Here is a 13,568-nt window from a genome sequence, read left to right on the forward strand (position 1 = left end):
CTTGCCCGCGAAGCTGCGATTGCGGTGTGTCAGGCATATCGCATCGCAGCCTCGCGCGGCTCGGCGGCTCCTACAGGCCATGCGGTTCCAGAGCTGACGTCTCGCGAACAAGTTCGCTCCTACAGGCCGGGCGACACCCGTTGGAGCGAGGCTTGCCCGCGAAGCTGCGATTGCGGTGTGTCAGGCATATCGCATCGCAGCCTCGCGCGGCTCGGCGGCTCCTACAGGTCATGCGGTTCCAGAGCTGACGCCTCGCGAACAAGTTCGCTCCTACAGGGGCGCGGCGGTGTCTTTGAAATACTGGGCGAGGCCGATATAGCAGGTCGCGAGGTGATACGGCGTGGTAGACGGCATGTCGCTGCGGCTGACCGTGCCATCGCAGTCCAGGCATTCGTTCCAGCCGGTCGGATGCAAAAACCGCTGTTGTAGCGCGGTCAGTTGTCGGGCCAGCAGATTCTGGCTGTCAGGCCGCAGGGTCAGTGCGCGCAGATATTCGGCTTGAGCCCAGATCCGTTGCGTGCCGTCCTTCATCGATCCGTCTACTTCCAGCATCGCCGCGACAGCGCCAGTCTTCGGATCAACGCCCTGGGCCTGCGCGTGGGCGAAAGCCGTGGTCAGCGAGCGATGCAACGGGGTGTCACGCAAGTGCTCTGACGATTCCAGCAAATAGAACCACTCGAACTGATGCCCAGGCTCGGACCAGTTATCCACAGCTCCCAGCGGTTTTTCCAGCATTACCCCGTGCTCAACGTCCACGAAGCGGCGTTGCATGCCAGCGACTAACGCATCCAGCGCAGCCTGCGTGTGGGCGTCTTCACGCACTTCTACGGTCACCAGAAAAGCTTCGGCCAAATGCATCAGCGGGTTCTGCAACGGCCCGGCATTCAGTCGTGACCAGTCCTCATCAAGCACCGCTTCGTACAAACCCTCGCCGTCGGCAAAGCGCTCGGCGACCACGTTCAGTGCGGCATTGAGGGTTGACTCAACCAACGGCTCGCGCGCTTTGGCCCAGTAATGAGCGCACGCAAACACGATGAAGGCGTGGGTGTAGAGGTCTTTGCGGCGGTCCAGTGGAACGCCCTGCGGGTCGATGCTGTAGAACCAGCCGCCGTGTTCGGCATCGTGGAAATGCTGCTGCAACGACCGGAACAACGCTGCCGCGCGAGCCCCGGCTTCAGGCACGGACGGGTCATCGATCAGGTTGGAAAACAGAAATAGCTGTCGCGCGCAGGCCATGGCCCGATAGCGTTGGGGTGGTAATGGCTGATGCTTCGCGTCGACTGCTTCGTAAGGCAATGCCATCTCGTCATTCCAGCCAGCACGCAACCACATCGGCACGATCACCTGCATGAAATGCTGGCGCACGGCGGCGAATACGGCTTTCAGGGGGGGCTTGTCGGCAGGGCGAGTGTCAGGCATCGAGTTAGCGTCACGGCAGTGGCAAATTGCGCGACATGGTAGCAGGAGGTGGGATTTGGAGTCAGATGCAAATCTGGAGGCGGCCTATGCCTTCGCTTTTGTAGGAGCTGCCGAGCAACGCGAGGCTCCGGGGTCGCGCCCGACCGATGCGGTGTGTAAGACAGACTTTAATCGCAGCCTCGCTCTGCTCGGCAGCTCCTACAAGGGTGCGGCGTTAACCGGCGAACATCCAGACACCTGCCGCGGCAGCCAGGGCGCCAGCGATGCGCACGATGGGCGCTGCAGCCGTTGGCAGGAAGCGCACAACCGCATAACCGGCGGCATGCAGCGCCGCCGTTGCGCCGACGAAACCGGCTGCGTAACCCCAAGGGCTGGCCATCTCCGGCAGCTCAAGACCGTGGGCCACGCCGTGGAACATCGCAAACAGCGCAGTCGCCGCGACGGCCATGAGCAAAGGTGGACGCACTGCCAGCGCAACCGCCAGGCCCAACGCAAATACCGAGGCCGCGATGCCGCTTTCCAGACCCGGCACATCCAAGCCTTCAAAGCCCAGCAAGCCACCGATCAACAGGGTGCCCACGAACGTGCAAGGCAGCGCCCAGCGCGGCGCGCCTTTCTGCTGTGCGGCCCACAGACCCACGGCCACCATCGCCAGCAAGTGATCCAGACCGCCCAATGGGTGGCTGATGCCCGCGACCAGTCCGCTTTCGTCATGACCGGGATGGGCAAACGCCAGTGCCGGGATCAGCAACAGGGCCAGCGCGCTGACGGCTTGTTTGTAATTCATGAACACACTCCTTGGGAAAAAGACTCAGGCCGCTTCGGTCAGCAGACCCTGACGCTCGATGAAGGCGATGATGGCTTCCAGACCTTGTCCGGTTTTCTGATTGCTGAACACGAACGGCTTGTCGCCGCGCATCTTCTTGGTGTCGCGGTCCATCATCTCCAGCGACGCGCCCACCAGCGGTGCCAGGTCGATTTTGTTGATCACCAGCAAGTCGGATTTGCAGATGCCCGGCCCGCCCTTGCGCGGCAGCTTGTCGCCTGCCGAGACGTCGATCACGTAAAGGGTCAGGTCCGACAGTTCCGGGCTGAAAGTGGCCGAGAGGTTGTCACCGCCTGATTCCACGATGATCAGATCCAGCCCCGGAAAGCGGCGGTTGAGCTGGTCGACGGCTTCCAGATTGATCGAAGCGTCTTCACGAATTGCCGTGTGCGGGCAGCCGCCGGTTTCCACGCCGATGATGCGTTCCGGCGCCAGGGCTTCGTTACGCACCAGAAAGTCGGCGTCTTCGCGGGTGTAGATGTCGTTGGTGACCACCGCCAGGTTGTAGCGGTCGCGCAACGCCAGGCACAGGGCCAGGGTTAGAGCGGTTTTACCGGACCCGACCGGGCCGCCGATACCGATGCGCAAGGGTTGGCTGTTCATTGAGTGTTCTCCGTTGATCTTTTATTCACAGAAGTCAGGACCGAAACAGACGGCTGTATTGGCGTTCGTGGGCCATGCTCGCCAGGGCCACGCCGAACGGCGCGCTGCCGATGTGGCGTGGGTCTTGAGTCGTGGCGTGTTGCTGGGCGCGTTGCAGCAGCGGCAACAGTTGGCTGGTGAGTCGTTGTGCCGCCTGCTGACCCAGCGGCAACGTCTTCATCAACACCGCAAGCTGGTTTTCCAGCCAACTCCAGAGCCAGGCGGACAGCGCGTCCTGCGGGCTGATCTGCCACGCGCGGGCAGCCAGCGCCCAGCACAGGGCCAGATGCGGTTCTTCCAGCTGGTCAAGAAAGTCTTTAGCGGGCTGATCCATTTCCGGCAGCCCAAGCAACAACTGCTTGAGTGAGTAGCCCATCTGCCGACTTTCCAGGTGCAGCTCGCGGGTCTCGCGACTGGCGCGGTGTTGGTGACTCAGTTGCAGCAACTGCGCCCAATCGTTTTCGGCAGCGGCGGTGCAGTGTGCCAGTAGCAGCGGGGCTTCGAAGCGCGCCAGATTGAGCAGCAATTGATCGCCGATCCAACGTCCGGCACTGGCCGGGTCAGTGACGATTGATTGCTCGACCGCCATTTCCAGCCCTTGCGAATAGCTGTAGCCGCCAATGGGCAACTGCGGGCTGGCCAGACGCAAAAGCGCCCAGGCGCTGTTCATATGCGCACGCCGAAATGGTGAATCTTCGGGGCGTAGTTGAAATCTTCCTCGCCCGCGCGCGAGTGGTGATGCCCGCCTCCGTACGCGCCATGTTCAGGCGAGAAGGGCGCTTCGATGGATTCGGTGGTGGCGCCCAATTGATCGAGCATCGCCTTGAGAACGTAGTCGTCGAGCAGGCGCAGCCAGCCATCGCCGACTTGCAGCGCAACGTGACGATTGCCCAAGTGATAAGCGGCCCGTGTCAGTTCATAGGTGCTGGAGCAGGTGACATGCATCAGCTGCTCCGGGCGGGCGCAGATCCGTACCACCCGACCGTCTTCGGCCTTGAGAAAGTCGCCGTCGCGCAACGGCGGTTGGCCGCGCTCAAGAAACAGCCCGACGTCTTCGCCTTCTGAACTGAAGCAGCGCAAGCGACTCTTGCTGCGCGCTTCGAAATTCAAATGCAGCTCGGCGGCCCATTCGGCGCAGGGTTCGACTTTTTGGTGAATCACCAACATAAGAAAGCTTCCAGCGAATGCGATGCAAAAGCCAGAGCAAGGGGCTTGCCAACAGAGCGGGCTGTAGGAAATTGCCTACATTCGGTGCGTGACCGTCCCCATTAATAGCGCTGTGCGATAGATCTTGGTGCGTCATCACGTACGGTGCGCGATTTTGGGGCGGCGGGCTTTCTGTAGGAGCGAATTTATTCGCGAGAAATAGTTGGATAGAGGAATTGGGACAGGAACACAGGCGCCTCGCGAATAAATTCGCTCCTACAGGAGCAGCGCATTTGGGTCCTATTCCGTACTCCCCAACCCCTGCCAGCGCTTGGCGCCGATAAAGATAAAGCGCAATTGCTGAGTGATTTTGGCGCGTGGCGTGAGGTGTTCGGCCAAGGAGGGGGGCGGCGGGTCGATCAGTTCCGGGAGCATCGCAAACACGCTCTTGACCACCAGATCCGCCATAACCGCCAGATCGTTAGTGTTCAGGTGCTGAAATTTGGGCATCGACGCAAGGTCTGTCGCCAGGTCAGCAATGATCGCTTCGCGCAGCGCGCCCAGTGCCTGACGCACTTTTAGCGAGCCGCCATATTGCTCGCGAGCCAGGAACAGAAACTGCGAACGATTGGCGGCCACGTCATCGAGAAATATCCGCACCGAAGCGTCGATGATGCCTGTCGCCAGGGAGTCTGTGCGCCTGACTCGGCGAATGGTCTGGCGGAAGGTCTGGCCCACTTCAGTGACTAACGCCAAGCCCAGGTGATCCATGTCGTCGAAGTGACGATAGAAACCGGTCGGGACGATGCCTGCTGTTTTTGCCACTTCGCGCAGGCTCAAACTGCCGAACCCTCGCCCACTGTCCATCAAGCCTTTGGCTGCATCGAGCAAGGCGTGGCGGGTTTGCTGTTTTTGTTCGGCGCGGGGCAGCATCGGGTGGGTGTGGTTCTGGCTGGGCATTGCGCTGCACTCTAACAAATGCATTCGCGCGGCGTCGAACCCGGCTTCAGACCGAAAGAGCGGGTGCAGGCAAAACAGAATGAAAAAGCCCGGCGCGATGGCCGGGCTTGGTGAGCGAGTTTGGAGTGATCAAGAAACGCGCTGGTATTGCTGAATAATCCGATCGGGACCGTTGTCGGCCACACGCTGGTATTGGCGAGCGAGGTTGCTGGTTGCACCGTCCTCGGCGACGCGTTGGTATTGCTGAATCAGTTTGCCGTCCTGAGCGAGGGTAGGCAGCACTGCTTGCTGAGTGGCTTTCATCTGACCAAGGATCGGTTGCTCGCTGGCAGGCAGGGCGAACGCGCTCGTGGCGAGAAGTGAAAGAGTCAGGCTAAGCAGCAGTTGTCGTTTCATGATTAGGTGCTCCCCGGAAGGGCGTTTAAAGAACATGGAGCCGATAATACAGGGGGTTTGTCGATACAAAAGTTCATAGATGTGATGGTAACAATCGACAGAAATGATTCTGGCCGCAAAGCCCCGCCAATCAAGGGCTTCAGCGTGAGCGTCGTGCCTCTTCCTGGGGATTTCAGAGCGCCTGCTGCGCCATCGTGGAACCGGCTGAAAATCCTGCGGTATCGAAAACTTTCGAGATCAATCAAACCCACAGGGTTTTTGTCAGTCGAAGCGCTAAGACGTTTGCGAGGCGCCTCGGATGGCGCGTCGGTATTTGGGGAGAAAACGCAATGACGCGAGGCCGTAAGATTTTTGCCTGGACGGGCGCCATCCTGGTGCTGTTGATAGCCATTTTGATCATCGTGATCGCCACCTTCGACTGGAACCGCATCAAGCCGACGCTCAACGAAAAAGTGTCCGAAGCGCTCCATCGACCGTTTGCCATCAATGGCAATCTCGCAGTGAACTGGGGTCGCGAGCCTGATGAGGGCGGTTGGCGTGCTTGGGTGCCGTGGCCGCACCTGTCGGCCGAAGACATCACGCTGGGCAATCCGGAGTGGTCGAAGAACCCGCAAATGGTGACCCTCAAACGTGTCGAATTCAGGCTTTCGCCGCTGCCACTTCTGACGCAAACCATCTCCATCCCACGAATCAATCTGACCGAACCCAACGCAAAACTGGAGCGTCTGGCAGACGGTCGCGCCAACTGGGTGTTTGATTTGCCCAAAAGCGATCCCAGCGCGGAGCCTTCAAAGTGGGTGATGGACATTGGCTCCATCGGTTTCGACAAGGGCTTGGTGGGCTACAACGATCAGAAGATCAATACGCAAATCGATGTGGTGATTGATCCCTTGGGCAAACCGATTCCTTTCAGCGACATCGTCGGCAGCGGCGAAGCCAAGAAGGTGCAGGACAAAGGGGGTTCGGCGCAGGACTATGCCTTTGGCTTCACGGCCAAAGGTCAGTATCACGGCGAGAAGCTCAACGGTACAGGCAAGGTCGGCGGGCTGTTGGCGCTGAAAGACGCCAAGCAGCCGTTCCCGGTACAGGTCGATGTCAGCGCGGGCAATACCCGAGTCGCTGTGGCAGGCACCGTGACCGATCCGCAGAATCTCGGCGAACTGGATTTGCGCCTGAAGCTCTCTGGCGACAGCCTGGGCAATCTGTATCCGCTGACGGGCGTGACGCTGCCGGATTCGCCGCCTTACTCAACGGACGGCCGATTGATTGCGCATCTGCATGATGCGGCGGGCGCCTCGTTCAAATATCAGGGCTTCAACGGCAAGATTGGCAGCAGCGATATTCACGGTGACCTGAGTTTCGTGGCGAGCCAGCCGCGTCCTAAATTGACCGGCGCGCTGGTATCCAATCAATTGCTGATGGCGGACCTGAAGCCGCTCATTGGTGCTGACTCCAACGCCGAGCAAAAGAGCCGAGGCGGCGAGAGCAAGCAGCCGACCGATAAGGTCTTGCCGGTCGAGGAATTCAAGACCGATCGCTGGAGCGCGATGGACGCCGATGTCGAGTTCACCGGCAAGAAAATCGTGCAAAGCGCCGAGCTGCCGTTCACCGATCTGTACACCCACGTCGTGCTCAACGATGGCCAATTGAGCCTGCAACCGCTGCGATTCGGTGTGGCGGGCGGCAAGCTGGACGCCGATATCCGTTTGAACGGCCATGCGCAGCCGCTGGAAGGACGAGCCAAACTGACGGCGCGTAACTTTAAGCTCAAGCAGCTGTTCCCGACGTTCGAGCCGATGAAAACCAGTTTCGGTGAGTTAAATGGCGACGCCGACATCAGCGGCAGGGGCAATTCGGTTGCCGCGCTGTTGGGGACCTCCAATGGCGAGCTGAAGCTATTGGTCAATGATGGAGCGATCAGTCGCAGCCTAATGGAGATCGCCGGTCTGAACGTGGGTAACTACGTCGTAGGTCGTTTGTTCGGTGACAAGGACGTGAAGATTAACTGCGCGGCCACTGCTCTGGAGATCAAGAACGGTTTGGCCAGCACCAAGCTGTCTGTATTCGATACTGAGAACGCGATTATCTACATCGACGGTACGGCCAACTTCAAGACCGAACAGCTGGACATGAAGATCACCCCGGAATCCAAGGGCTTCCGCGTGTTCTCGCTGCGTTCGCCATTGTATGTGCGTGGCGCGTTTGCCAAGCCGAGCGCGGGTGTGCAATCAGGCCCATTGTTACTGCGCGGTGCCGGGATGGTGCTGCTGGGTGCTGTCGCGGGGCCGGCTGCGGGTCTGTTGGCGTTGGTGGCACCGAGCGGTGGCGAGCCTAATCAATGTGCGCCGTTGCTTGAGCAGATGCGCTCAGGTAAGGCGCCTAAGACAGTTCAGTAATCGCGTTATGTGATCGTGCGGAGATTCGTGGGAGCGGACTTGCCCGCGAAGAGGGCGGTACATTCGACAGATATCTGTGGGTGTAACAACGTCTTCGCGGACAGGTCCGCTCCCACGGGATTTGTGTTGAACCCACCTATCAGCGGCGCCGCAAATCCATTGTGGGATCGGACCCGTCCGCGAGGGCTATCCGTCAGACGTTAGAAATATGCCGGATGTACCGACCCCATCGCGGACAGGTCCGCTCCCATGGGGAATTGGCGTACGCAATAGAAATGGCGTCCACAAAAAAGCCAGGACTTAAGTCCTGGCTTTTTGCATTACCGCGACGTCAATCAGATGCCGTCGAGCAAGTCTGCCATGTCGTCGGCGTGCTCTTCTTCCTGCTCCAGAATCTCTTCGAACAGGCGACGGGTTGTCGGGTCTTTGTCGCCGATGTACTGAATGATCTCGCGGTAGCTGTCGATCGCGATGCGCTCGGCCACCAGGTCTTCAGTCACCATCTCTTTAAGCGTATTGCCGGCAACGTACTGCGCGTGGGAGTTCTTTGACAGCAGGTCCGGGTTGAATTCCGGCTCGCCGCCCAGCTGCACAATGCGCTCGGCCAGTTTGTCAGCGTGTTGGGCTTCCTGAGTCGCGTGCTCCAGAAACTCTTCAGCGGCGACGTGGGCTTTCACACCTTTGGCCATGAAATAGTGGCGCTTGTAACGCAGCACGCAGACCAGTTCGGTGGCCAGCGACTCGTTGAGCAAGCGGATCACCGTTTCGATGTCAGCGCTGTAGGATTCGGTCACAGCCCCGTTTTCCACGTTACGGCGTGCGCGTTCGCGCAGTTCGGTCACACTCGATAGTTCGGTCATCATAATTCTCCAGGGCTAATCCGGTTATCCCGTCGCGCTCTAGATGCGTCAGTCGGCTACTACGTTGACTGACGCCCGGCATGATCGGGTCTTAACCTGTGAGTGGCAGGGGAACTGAAAAGTTTTATTTGATTTGCCAATGAGGTCCGATGTTAAAAATCAACGAAACCAGCGCGCTCCGCTGCGGTCCCAGCTTTGAGACTGAAATTATCAATGGAGAGAACCAATGCTGAAGTTTCTTGGTGGCACCGTCGGAATCATTTTTATTATCGGCCTGATCGTGGTGATCGCCTTGTTCAAGCTGGTGTTCTAATCCAAGACCGGAACGACACCCACAAAAAAGCCCGATTGATTCGGGCTTTTTTTACGTCTTGAAAACGTGTGGTTTACATCGCGCGTTCGTTGGTATCGCGTTGTTCGCAGGTCATGAAGCCCTTGCTGTTGACGCGGCCGTTGTTGTCAAACGTGATGTAGTAAGGCTGTTGATGGCCTTCACGGTTAAGCACGTAGTTGTTGCAGGTGCCTGGGTGCGCTTTACGCTGCACAGTCGTGGACGGCGTGCCACCAATGGTCAGGACTTGTTCTTTGGTCATGCCTTCTTCGACTTGCTTGACCAGCGGCTGATTGCGGTAGGTCACGTAGTCCACCGGATTGGCCGGTGTAGTCGATGTACAACCCGCCAACGCGGCTACCACACACGCACCCGCTACTGCCAAGGATTGCTTGAACATAAGGTCACTCCAGAGAAAGAGCCATTGTTGGCTCGTTGCTGTTATGAGCGTTGGCCGGGTGAAAGAGTTCGATTGGATTGATGGCGATGGGGCATTACGTTTGTTTGTCACGTAGAGCGGTTTAATTTGGACCTGTTGGAGCGAGGCTTCGGGGGGATTACTCGATATCGAATTGCCTCAAATCCTGTGGGAGCGGACCCGTCCGCGAAGGGGCGGTACATTCAACGCATCTTTAGCGGCTGATAATCAGTCTTCGCGGACAGGTCCGCTCCCACATTGGATCTGCGCCGCTACCCCAATCCCGGTCTTGGCCAATGCATGCCTATCTTGAAGGAGCCTTCTCATGACCCAAACCCAGACCACGCGTTACCCCATCGTTCTGGTGCCGGGGTTATTGGGTTTTGTGAATCTGGTGATTTACCCCTACTGGTACGGCATCGTGCCGAATCTTCGTCGCGGCGGCGCCACGGTGATTCCGGTAATGGTGTCGGCGATGAACTCATCGGAAATTCGCGGCGAGCAGCTGCTGGGCCGTATCGAAGAAATCCTGCGGGAAACCGGCGCCGAAAAGGTCAACCTGATCGGACACAGCCAGGGCGCTCTGACCATTCGCTACGCCGCCGCCAAGCGCCCGGACCTCGTCGCGTCGGTGACTTCCGTGGCCGGGCCCAACCATGGCTCTGAGCTGGCGGATTTCATTGAGTCGCGCTTCCCTCGTCACACCGCACGCGGTCGTCTGCTCAACGCCGCGTTGCTGTTGGTCGGGTGGATGATGCACTTGCTCGACACCGGCTATCGCGGCACGCGGCTGCCGACGGATCTCGACGCCGCCCACCATTCGCTGACCACTTCAGGTGTCGCCGCCTTCAACCAGAAATACCCCCAGGGTTTGCCAACCACTTGGGGCGGGCAGGGGCAAGAACTGGTCAATGGCGTGCGTTATTACTCTTGGTCCGGAACCTTGCAAAAAGGGCGAACCAATCGCGGTTTAAACCTTCTCGACGGCACTAACATCACGTGCCGAATATTCGCTCGCACGTTCACAAAAGAGCGAGGTCAATCTGATGGCATGGTCGGGCGATTCAGTTCTCATCTGGGCACGGTCATCAGGGATGACTATCCGCTCGACCATTTCGACATCGTCAACCAGAGCCTCGGCCTGGTCGGCAAAGGAGCCAATCCTGTCGGGCTGTTTCTGGAACATGCCGCGCGCCTTAAAGCCGCCGGTCTTTAACTTTATGAGCCGAAGTTCGTAGTCAGTCGGCGCCAAGATGGTCGTTGAGGAAGTGATGCGATGAGCGATAAAGAACTGTATGAAATCGAGTACACCCTGGCAGGTGAGCACCACGTAGACGTCATTGAAGACCTCGATGTGCCCATCATCGAAGTGGTGCACGAGCTGGCGCTCAAACACCACGTCGCGGTAGACGACGATCCGTTGGGATCAGGTGCGCCGCACCTGGACATGCCCCATGTCGTGGGCATCACCGATGTGTCGATTCACAGCGTCGAGGGTTCGGAAAATGCCTGATGATGGCGCACACTCAAGTTGTTGTGACAGATCGCACCGGCGTGGTCCAGCGTTCGGCAAGGATCACGCCCAGTAGCGTCAACGCACCGCCCAGCAAGTGATACAGGGCAAGCTGCTCACCTAATGCGACCGAGGCAATCAGCGCGGTCAGCAACGGGATGAGGTTGAAAAACAGCGTCGTGCGGCTTGGGCCGAGGACGCTGATGGCTTTCATCCACAACAAGGGCGCAAGCATCGATGTCGGGATGCAGGCGTATAACACCAACCCGATATTGCTCAGGTTCAGCCCGGTTTTCTGCGACAGCAAAAACAGCGGCATCAGAACCACTATCGCCACCAGAATTTGCAGATACAGCAATTGCAGCGGCGGCAGCCCCAGCTTCCATTTTTTCAGCAGCGTGCTGTAGACCGCATAGGCCGTGGTAGCGATCAGCATCATCAGGTCGCCCATGTTGACGCCGTGGGCCAGCAAGACCGTCAAGCTACCCTGAGACACCACGAACAAAACCCCGATAAATGACAGCACTGCGCCCACCAGTGCCCCCATGGTCAAGCGATTGCCCAGGGTGATGATCGACATTGCCAGCGTGACGATGGGCACCAGCGACAAAATGATGCCCATGTTGGTGGCGGTGGTGATCGTCGCCGCGAAATAGGCCAGGCTTTGATAAATTGCCATGCCCAGCACCGCCAGGATGGCGATTTTGCCGAGATTGGGTTTGATGATCGGCCAGTTCTTCAGTACCGGACGCAGCAGGAACGGGGTAAACAGAAGGCCCGCCAGTAACCAGCGGTAGAACCCGATCTCGGCGGGGAATATCCGGCCGGCAGCCGCCTTGGTGATGACATTGTTACCTGCCCAGATGAACACGGTCAGTAAGGGGTAAAGGTATTGCATGGGGGCTGCCGTTTGAAGATGAGCGCGCATTATCCGCTTGTCGGCGGTTGCGTCTACCTGCCTTTGTTCGAGCGAGTGGCCGGCATCCCGACTTGCCCGCGAAGCTGAGAACGCGGAGTGTCAGGTAAACCGAGGTGCTAGCTTCGCGGGCAAGCCTCGCTCCAACGGACCATCATTGCCACTGACATATGTCGCAATGATCTTTGGCTACACTCCACTCGAAGCCGCCGACCGTGCGGCGATCCAGGAGATGAGTCGATGAAGATGCTGCGTGTTCCTTTGCTGGTCGTAGGTCTGTTGATGTGCGCCCAGGGTTTCGCCGCCACTGCGCAACAGAACAAAATGACCACCTGCAACGCCGATGCGAGCGCCAAGTCCCTCAAAGGCGACGAACGCAAAACATTCATGAGCACCTGCCTCAAAGCTGCGCCAGCACCGGCGGCAACGCAGCAAGACAAAATGAAAACCTGCAACGCCACAGCGGGCACTCAGGCGCTCAAAGGTGATGCGCGCAAAGCGTTCATGAGCGATTGTCTCAAGAAGAAATAATTTTACGGGGCCGTCCGAGCATCGGAAATTCTCGGGCAGTGCCGTATGCCACCGGGGCAAGAGCGTGTGATTGCAGCCGATGATTCAGGGTGCAGTCGCACTGCCCCGACCCGCAGTCCGGCTCAAGCCGTCTGACCGCTGGTTCTGGACCCGGAACGCTGGCAGACTGCCCACCTCTTCAGGCCGCTCGTTTTGAGGCTGTATGCCAACGTTTTCTCCACGTCACGTTTTCCTGGCCAGCTGGATTCTCGTCTTCGGCGGCTTGTTGCTGGTCCTTCCGCTGAACCTTCTGCCGAGTTTGCTGGCGGGTTTGCTGGTGTACGAGCTGGTCGACATGCTCACACCGCAGCTTCAACGCCTGATCGCGGGCGAGCGTGCGCGCTGGCTGGCGGTGGCGTTACTCGGCACGCTGGTGGTCACTGTCCTTGCGCTGCTGTTTGCCGGCGCCATCAGCTTCTTGCTGCACGAGGCGGAAAACCCCGGCGCGTCGCTGGATAAGTTCATGATCTTAGTGGACCGCGCGCGCGGCCAGTTGCCGCCTTTCATCGACAGCTACCTGCCTGCCAGCGCTACCGAATTTCGGGTGTCGCTGGGTGCCTGGCTCGCCAAGCACGTCGGCGAGCTGCAATTGCTGGGCAAAGGCGCGGCCCATATGTTCGTGACGTTGCTGATCGGCATGGTGCTCGGTGCGATCATCGCCCTGCAGCGCGTTCCGGACGTCACCAAGCGCAAACCGCTGGCGGCGGCGCTGTTCGAGCGTCTGCACCTGCTCAGCCAGGCATTTCGCAACATCGTCTTCGCGCAGATCAAAATTTCACTGCTGAACACGGCGTTCACTTCCATCTTTCTCGCCGTGGTCCTGCCGTTGTGTGGCGTACACCTGCCGCTGACCAAGACGCTGATCGTCCTGACCTTCCTGCTGGGTTTGCTGCCGGTAGTGGGGAATCTGATGTCGAACACGCTGATCTTCATCGTCGGCATGTCGCTGTCGATCTGGGTGGCGCTGGCGGCCTTGGGTTATCTGATCGTGATCCACAAGGTCGAGTACTTCCTCAACGCGCGGATCGTCGGCGGGCAGATCAGTGCCAAATCGTGGGAATTGCTGCTGGCCATGCTGATTTTCGAAGCGGCTTTCGGCCTGCCTGGAGTGGTGGCAGGGCCGATTTATTATGCGTATCTCAAGAGCGAGTTGCGCAGGGCTGATTTGGTCTAAC

Annotated in this window: 16 protein-coding genes; 6 read left to right on the forward strand and 10 right to left on the reverse strand. The window is 58.9% G+C overall.

Annotated elements, in window-relative coordinates:
* Nucleotides 1-270: 270 nt before the first annotated feature.
* The 7 genes from ACWKWM_RS08390 to ACWKWM_RS08420 all read right to left on the reverse strand — a co-directional run bounded on the left by ACWKWM_RS08390 (nt 271) and on the right by ACWKWM_RS08420 (nt 5,389).
* Nucleotides 271-1,419, reverse strand: a complete 1,149-nt coding sequence (locus tag ACWKWM_RS08390) for an AGE family epimerase/isomerase (protein ID WP_483845699.1) — start codon at nt 1,417-1,419, stop codon at nt 271-273.
* A 214-nt stretch (nt 1,420-1,633) separates the two neighbouring features.
* Nucleotides 1,634-2,206, reverse strand: coding sequence for a HupE/UreJ family protein (locus ACWKWM_RS08395; protein WP_483845700.1), 573 nt, complete (start codon nt 2,204-2,206; stop codon nt 1,634-1,636).
* A gap of 24 nt (nt 2,207-2,230) precedes the next feature.
* The gene (gene ureG, locus ACWKWM_RS08400; protein WP_483836270.1) at nt 2,231-2,848 is read right to left on the reverse strand and encodes an urease accessory protein UreG; all 618 of its coding nucleotides are present in this window, start codon (nt 2,846-2,848) and stop codon (nt 2,231-2,233) included.
* 34 nt (nt 2,849-2,882) lie between these two features.
* Nucleotides 2,883-3,557 (reverse strand): urease accessory protein UreF, encoded by a 675-nt coding sequence (locus ACWKWM_RS08405; protein WP_483845701.1) that lies wholly within the window; start codon nt 3,555-3,557, stop codon nt 2,883-2,885.
* Nucleotides 3,554-4,054, reverse strand: coding sequence for an urease accessory protein UreE (ureE, locus tag ACWKWM_RS08410; protein WP_483845702.1), 501 nt, complete (start codon nt 4,052-4,054; stop codon nt 3,554-3,556). The genes ACWKWM_RS08405 and ureE overlap by 4 nt, the downstream gene beginning before the upstream one ends.
* Before the next feature lie 279 nt (nt 4,055-4,333).
* Nucleotides 4,334-4,966, reverse strand: coding sequence for a TetR family transcriptional regulator (locus ACWKWM_RS08415; protein WP_483845830.1), 633 nt, complete (start codon nt 4,964-4,966; stop codon nt 4,334-4,336).
* Nucleotides 4,967-5,122: 156 nt separating this feature from the next.
* Complete coding sequence (locus tag ACWKWM_RS08420) at nt 5,123-5,389, reverse strand: hypothetical protein (RefSeq protein ID WP_483845703.1); 267 nt, start codon at nt 5,387-5,389, stop codon at nt 5,123-5,125.
* A 329-nt stretch (nt 5,390-5,718) separates the two neighbouring features.
* Here ACWKWM_RS08420 and ACWKWM_RS08425 point away from each other — a divergent pair, with 329 nt between their 5' ends.
* The gene (locus tag ACWKWM_RS08425) at nt 5,719-7,785 is read left to right on the forward strand and encodes an AsmA family protein (protein ID WP_483845704.1); all 2,067 of its coding nucleotides are present in this window, start codon (nt 5,719-5,721) and stop codon (nt 7,783-7,785) included.
* Nucleotides 7,786-8,120: 335 nt separating this feature from the next.
* Here the strand turns inward: ACWKWM_RS08425 and ACWKWM_RS08430 are convergent, their stop codons facing one another.
* The gene (locus ACWKWM_RS08430) at nt 8,121-8,645 is read right to left on the reverse strand and encodes a ferritin-like domain-containing protein (RefSeq protein WP_483836275.1); all 525 of its coding nucleotides are present in this window, start codon (nt 8,643-8,645) and stop codon (nt 8,121-8,123) included.
* Between the two features lie 226 nt (nt 8,646-8,871).
* Between ACWKWM_RS08430 and ACWKWM_RS08435 the strand changes: the two genes are divergently transcribed.
* Entirely contained in the window at nt 8,872-8,958 is an 87-nt protein-coding gene (locus tag ACWKWM_RS08435) for a small membrane protein YohP (RefSeq protein WP_442793071.1), read from the forward strand.
* Between the two features lie 73 nt (nt 8,959-9,031).
* Here the strand turns inward: ACWKWM_RS08435 and osmE are convergent, their stop codons facing one another.
* Complete coding sequence (gene osmE / locus ACWKWM_RS08440; RefSeq protein ID WP_483845705.1) at nt 9,032-9,376, reverse strand: osmotically-inducible lipoprotein OsmE; 345 nt, start codon at nt 9,374-9,376, stop codon at nt 9,032-9,034.
* 343 nt (nt 9,377-9,719) lie between these two features.
* Here osmE and ACWKWM_RS08445 point away from each other — a divergent pair, with 343 nt between their 5' ends.
* Together ACWKWM_RS08445 and ACWKWM_RS08450 are read left to right on the forward strand one after the other, a co-directional pair.
* A complete protein-coding gene (locus ACWKWM_RS08445) occupies nt 9,720-10,610 on the forward strand; it encodes an esterase/lipase family protein (RefSeq protein WP_483845706.1) in 891 nt (296 codons plus the stop codon).
* A 60-nt stretch (nt 10,611-10,670) separates the two neighbouring features.
* Nucleotides 10,671-10,907 carry a hypothetical protein gene (locus ACWKWM_RS08450; RefSeq protein ID WP_483845707.1) on the forward strand — a complete coding sequence of 79 codons (237 nt, stop codon included), beginning with the start codon at nt 10,671-10,673 and terminating at the stop codon, nt 10,905-10,907.
* A 13-nt stretch (nt 10,908-10,920) separates the two neighbouring features.
* On the opposite strand, the gene ACWKWM_RS08455 is transcribed toward ACWKWM_RS08450, so the two are convergent.
* Nucleotides 10,921-11,805: a DMT family transporter gene (locus ACWKWM_RS08455; protein WP_483845708.1), complete on the reverse strand. Its 885-nt coding sequence runs from the start codon at nt 11,803-11,805 to the stop codon at nt 10,921-10,923.
* A gap of 258 nt (nt 11,806-12,063) precedes the next feature.
* Here ACWKWM_RS08455 and ACWKWM_RS08460 point away from each other — a divergent pair, with 258 nt between their 5' ends.
* The gene (locus tag ACWKWM_RS08460; RefSeq protein WP_483836280.1) at nt 12,064-12,354 is read left to right on the forward strand and encodes a PsiF family protein; all 291 of its coding nucleotides are present in this window, start codon (nt 12,064-12,066) and stop codon (nt 12,352-12,354) included.
* 202 nt (nt 12,355-12,556) lie between these two features.
* Nucleotides 12,557-13,567, forward strand: coding sequence for an AI-2E family transporter (locus tag ACWKWM_RS08465; RefSeq protein ID WP_483845709.1), 1,011 nt, complete (start codon nt 12,557-12,559; stop codon nt 13,565-13,567).
* Nucleotide 13,568 lies beyond the last annotated feature (1 nt).

It is taken from the genome of Pseudomonas rosaeacicularis (genome assembly GCF_057128745.1).

What these genes read in the sequence shown, in the direction of transcription:
- ACWKWM_RS08405 (WP_483845701.1), bottom strand. Translation starts at nt 3,557, where the DNA reads ATGAACAGCGCCTGGGCGCTTTTGCGTCTGGCCAGCCCGCAGTTGCCC.
- ACWKWM_RS08395 (WP_483845700.1), bottom strand. Translation starts at nt 2,206, where the DNA reads ATGAATTACAAACAAGCCGTCAGCGCGCTGGCCCTGTTGCTGATCCCG.
- ACWKWM_RS08420 (WP_483845703.1), bottom strand. Translation starts at nt 5,389, where the DNA reads ATGAAACGACAACTGCTGCTTAGCCTGACTCTTTCACTTCTCGCCACG.
- ureE (WP_483845702.1), bottom strand. Translation starts at nt 4,054, where the DNA reads ATGTTGGTGATTCACCAAAAAGTCGAACCCTGCGCCGAATGGGCCGCC.
- ACWKWM_RS08430 (WP_483836275.1), bottom strand. Translation starts at nt 8,645, where the DNA reads ATGACCGAACTATCGAGTGTGACCGAACTGCGCGAACGCGCACGCCGT.
- osmE (WP_483845705.1), bottom strand. Translation starts at nt 9,376, where the DNA reads ATGTTCAAGCAATCCTTGGCAGTAGCGGGTGCGTGTGTGGTAGCCGCG.
- ACWKWM_RS08460 (WP_483836280.1), top strand. Translation starts at nt 12,064, where the DNA reads ATGAAGATGCTGCGTGTTCCTTTGCTGGTCGTAGGTCTGTTGATGTGC.
- ACWKWM_RS08435 (WP_442793071.1), top strand. Translation starts at nt 8,872, where the DNA reads ATGCTGAAGTTTCTTGGTGGCACCGTCGGAATCATTTTTATTATCGGC.
- ACWKWM_RS08465 (WP_483845709.1), top strand. Translation starts at nt 12,557, where the DNA reads ATGCCAACGTTTTCTCCACGTCACGTTTTCCTGGCCAGCTGGATTCTC.
- ACWKWM_RS08450 (WP_483845707.1), top strand. Translation starts at nt 10,671, where the DNA reads ATGAGCGATAAAGAACTGTATGAAATCGAGTACACCCTGGCAGGTGAG.
- ACWKWM_RS08445 (WP_483845706.1), top strand. Translation starts at nt 9,720, where the DNA reads ATGACCCAAACCCAGACCACGCGTTACCCCATCGTTCTGGTGCCGGGG.
- ACWKWM_RS08390 (WP_483845699.1), bottom strand. Translation starts at nt 1,419, where the DNA reads ATGCCTGACACTCGCCCTGCCGACAAGCCCCCCCTGAAAGCCGTATTC.
- ACWKWM_RS08415 (WP_483845830.1), bottom strand. Translation starts at nt 4,966, where the DNA reads ATGCTGCCCCGCGCCGAACAAAAACAGCAAACCCGCCACGCCTTGCTC.
- ureG (WP_483836270.1), bottom strand. Translation starts at nt 2,848, where the DNA reads ATGAACAGCCAACCCTTGCGCATCGGTATCGGCGGCCCGGTCGGGTCC.
- ACWKWM_RS08455 (WP_483845708.1), bottom strand. Translation starts at nt 11,805, where the DNA reads ATGCAATACCTTTACCCCTTACTGACCGTGTTCATCTGGGCAGGTAAC.
- ACWKWM_RS08425 (WP_483845704.1), top strand. Translation starts at nt 5,719, where the DNA reads ATGACGCGAGGCCGTAAGATTTTTGCCTGGACGGGCGCCATCCTGGTG.